Source organism: Synechococcus sp. R6-7 (assembly GCF_047461695.1).
Classification (GTDB): domain Bacteria; phylum Cyanobacteriota; class Cyanobacteriia; order Thermostichales; family Thermostichaceae; genus Thermostichus.
In genome coordinates this window covers 1-3,664 of record NZ_JANSHS010000283.1, presented here as the reverse complement: position 1 = coordinate 3,664, position 3,664 = coordinate 1, and the positions used below count along the sequence as shown (strand labels likewise).

Here is a 3,664-nt window from a genome sequence, read left to right as displayed (position 1 = left end):
GGGGGGGGCGGGTGGTGACCGAAACCGAGAGATACAGCTCGGGGTGGCGCTGGCGCAACTGGTTGACCAGCGTACCCTTACCCACTCCGCTGGGCCCTGTCAAAACCACCAAGCGACCGCGCGGGGTAGGAGCCGGAAGGGATCCCTGCTGCTGCGTACACTCAGAGGGAACTGGGGTAGGAGAGGCTGGCATAGACAGAGACCGACGCAAGACGGCTGGGCAATTGACTTGTTTGGGTTGGTTTTAGGATATCTCACTCCTGGTTCCTCAGACGGCTCACAGCGATGGCTTTCACTCGGTTTCGTCTGGCAAACCGGGCTTGGCCGTGAGGAAGCGGTTGGCAACGGTTTCGGGTTGGATGGCGGAGAGGATAACGTGCCCGGAATCGGTGATAATGACAGCGCGGGTACGACGACCATAGGTGGCATCTATCAACTGGCCCCTCTCGCGGGCATCGCTGATGATGCGTTTGATGGGAGCTGACTCGGGACTGACAATGGCGACCACACGCCCAGCGGCGACGATGTTGCCAAAGCCAATGTTGATTAGGCGGGTATCCATGGGGTGATGAGCGAACCTAACGGTTGTCCGGCCAGCAACCTTCATTAAGGTAGCAAATGGGGCTCTTTCGCGGGTTTGCCACAACGACACCTGAGTTCTCGGCCAATTGGGCAGTGAGTTCTGGCGACAAGTCCCGTTCGGGTGAGCCGCAAAAAGGCTGTGGTTGCATAACAAGCTGCACCCTCCCAAACAACTTGCCCTGTTTATCGAGGACGGTAAAATCGTCAACATGAAGCCACTTCAATGGAACTTGAACTGTAAGCCTCAAAGGCCGCCGCTGTGGTAAGCGGTTTGAGGCAGCTCTGAAAACGAAAAGATCGACCCAGCACCCCAAGCTTGAATAGATTTCTTCCTTGCCTATGCTTGACCTGACTTGGCTGGATCCCCTTGTCCAGCACTTTCAACTGGGGGATCCAGAGCCACCCGAAGCCATCCGAGTGGGCCTCATTCACCAAACTTGGAAACTCAACACCTCTGAGGGATCCTTCATCGTCCAGCGCCTTCACCCCCGATTTGATCCTGCTGTCACTGAAGATGGTCAAGCCATCGGCCAATGGTTGAGACAACACGGCTTCCCCGTCCCCCAATTCCGCCGCGCTCGCGATGGATCCCTGCACTTGTCCTGGGCAGAAGGGCTGTGGCGGGTCATGGATTGTCTGCCGGGATCCTGTCACCCAACTCCTCCCAATTGGGGCTATCTGGAAGAGGCGGGGGCAGCCGTTGGACGCCTGCATCGACTCTTGGCCCAGATGGACTATCGTTTTCGCTTCCAGATCCCGCATTTTCACGATACGGCTCACCTTTGGCAACAGCTACGCCAGTATGAGCCGGCCCCAGAAGTGCAGGCAGAATGGCAGTTTTTAATCGAAACTGTGCCCAATCTTCTGCTGCCCTCGGGGATCCCAACTCAAATCATCCATGCCGATCTCAAGTTCAACAACTTTTTGTTCGATGAGCAGGGGCGATTTGTGGGCCTGGTGGATCTGGACACCTTTATGTATCACAATCTCTATGTTGAATTGGGGGATGCCCTGCGCTCCTGGGGCAAACGAGGAAATACCCTTCAGCCAGAGGCGATCCTGGCCGGGTTGCGGGGCTATGCCCAAACCGGGAACTTGCACGCCCTACAACCGGAACTCCTTCTCCAAGGGATCCAACTGATTACCCTGGAATTGGGGATGCGCTTTTTGCAGGATTGGTTTGAAGACGCTTACTGGAATTGGGATCCCCAGCGCTACCCCAGCCGCAAAGCCCATAACCTGGCCCGCTGCCAACAGCAAATTTGCCTCTATCAAGACCTAACCCAGAGGGCACCCCAACTGTTGGAGTCCATGCGCGCCCTTTTGTCTTGTGAGCAGCGGAAAGAGGGAAGGTAGCCAACAGGTTTGCCCAGCTTTTGACAGCTCGTTTTGGGATCTGCTACCGCGGCATAGGAATGAAACATTTCTAAATATTTCTGTGGCATTGCTTCCCGACTCTCCTCCCCCAGAGGGAGAGGGGCTGGGGGCGGTCGCGAAACGCCTAGGAAGTGTCTCAATCTAGTTTCAAATGACGATAACGCTCAATCTCGACTTTGACTTGGATCGCAATGGTCGGGAACACGCTCCAAGCTCCCCTAGGCAGTTTGCACTTGGCGCACCAACCCAGTCGTTTTCAGAGCAGCCAAAGCCCGATCCCGGTAACGGCCATAGCGCTCTTGCTTGTTGCGAAGCTGGCGCCCCTCCAAATCCGGCAGCAGCCCAAAATTGGCCGGCATCGGCTGAAAATGCTTGGGATCCGCGCTGCTGATGAATTGAAACAGGGATCCCATCATCGTTTCGGGGGGCAGCGTGATCAAGGGCAACCCCAGAGCCAGGCGGGCGGCGTTCTGTCCGGCCAACCATCCCCCTGCCACCGCGCAGGCATAGCCCTCGGTGCCCACCAACTGGCCGGCGGCAAACAGCGTGGGTCGGCGACGAAATTGCAAGGTCGGCCACAGAAGCTGGGGCGAATTCAAAAATGTATTGCGGTGCATCACCCCAAAGCGGACAAACTCCGCCTGTTCCAGGCCGGGGATGAGGCGAAAGACCCGCTGCTGTTCTCCCCATTTCAAGTTGGTTTGAAAGCCCACCAAGTTCCACAGCTGCCCTGCTTTGTCCTCTTGCCGCAACTGCACCACCGCGTAAGGACGGGATCCCGTGCGCGGATCCACCAGCCCCACCGGCTTCAAGGGGCCGAAACAGAGGGTGTCTTTGCCCCGGCGCGCCATTTCTTCAATCGGCAAGCAGCCCTCGAAAAACTTGCGCTCCTCCCGTTCAAAATCCTTGAGGGGCGCCTGCTCCGCCTCCACCAGCGCCCGCCAAAACCGTTCGTACTCCGCTTCCGTCATGGGGCAGTTGAGATAGGCTGCTTCCCCCTTGTCGTAGCGGGAAGCCTGAAACACCACCGCTCGGTTCAACGAATCCCCGGTAACAATGGGGCTAGACGCATCAAAAAAGCTCAGGTACTCCAGGCCCGTAAAGGCTTGCAGTGCCTTGGCCAGGGGATCGCTGGTCAGAGGGCCGGTACAGAGGACGGCAATGCCCTCCGGGATCTCCGTCACCTCCTCCCGACGCAGGGTGATGCGGGGATGGTTTTGAATGGCTTCCGTGAGAGCCTGGCTGAAGCGGGCCCGATCCACTGCCAATGCCCCTCCTGCCGGCACTGCATGGCAATCCGCCGTCGCGATCACCAGGGATCCCAGTTGTCGCAGTTCTTCCTTGAGTAGCCCTGCCGCCCGATCGCTGGCCGCAGCCCCAAAGGAGTTGCTGCACACCAGCTCCCCCAACTGATCGGTGTGATGGGCCGGGCTCTGACGCACGGGGCGCATCTCCGAAAGGATGACAGGCAACCCTGCCTGGGCAATTTGCCAAGCAGCTTCTGTCCCCGCCAACCCCCCGCCCACAACATGGATGGGGGCAAAGGCTCCCGCTCGTGCAAGCGGGCTGCAAGCCCTTGGGTTAGTTGGAGGGTTCATCACAACCTCCGGGAGGGAAGAGAAGAATGGAGCGCACCCTGCTAGGGCCGGAAACGGCTCAGGTCAAACCCACTATGGTGACATACTCCCGCACTCATGCTGACGCA

General features: G+C 58.3%; 3 protein-coding genes and 1 pseudogene. 1 reads left to right on the top strand and 3 read right to left on the bottom strand.

Annotated elements, in window-relative coordinates; translation table 11 throughout:
- Together NW815_RS08830 and remA are read right to left on the bottom strand one after the other, a co-directional pair.
- A pseudogene (locus NW815_RS08830) lies at nucleotides 1–193 on the bottom strand (guanylate kinase); the annotation flags it as partial.
- Nucleotides 194–292: 99 nt separating this feature from the next.
- Nucleotides 293–562 (bottom strand): extracellular matrix/biofilm regulator RemA, encoded by a 270-nt coding sequence (remA, locus tag NW815_RS08825; protein WP_414382990.1) that lies wholly within the window; start codon nucleotides 560–562, stop codon nucleotides 293–295.
- A 359-nt stretch (nucleotides 563–921) separates the two neighbouring features.
- Between remA and NW815_RS08820 the strand changes: the two genes are divergently transcribed.
- A complete protein-coding gene (locus NW815_RS08820; protein ID WP_187147247.1) occupies nucleotides 922–1,938 on the top strand; it encodes a phosphotransferase enzyme family protein in 1,017 nt (338 codons plus the stop codon).
- A 239-nt stretch (nucleotides 1,939–2,177) separates the two neighbouring features.
- Here the strand turns inward: NW815_RS08820 and trmFO are convergent, their stop codons facing one another.
- Complete coding sequence (gene trmFO, locus NW815_RS08815; protein ID WP_414388594.1) at nucleotides 2,178–3,557, bottom strand: FADH(2)-oxidizing methylenetetrahydrofolate--tRNA-(uracil(54)-C(5))-methyltransferase TrmFO; 1,380 nt, start codon at nucleotides 3,555–3,557, stop codon at nucleotides 2,178–2,180.
- Nucleotides 3,558–3,664: the final 107 nt, after the last annotated feature.

Excerpts from the sequence above, each read along its gene's own strand:
- NW815_RS08820 (WP_187147247.1), top strand. The coding sequence starts at position 922 with ATGCTTGACCTGACTTGGCTGGATCCCCTTGTCCAGCACTTTCAACTG.
- trmFO (WP_414388594.1), bottom strand. The coding sequence starts at position 3,557 with ATGAACCCTCCAACTAACCCAAGGGCTTGCAGCCCGCTTGCACGAGCG.
- remA (WP_414382990.1), bottom strand. The coding sequence starts at position 562 with ATGGATACCCGCCTAATCAACATTGGCTTTGGCAACATCGTCGCCGCT.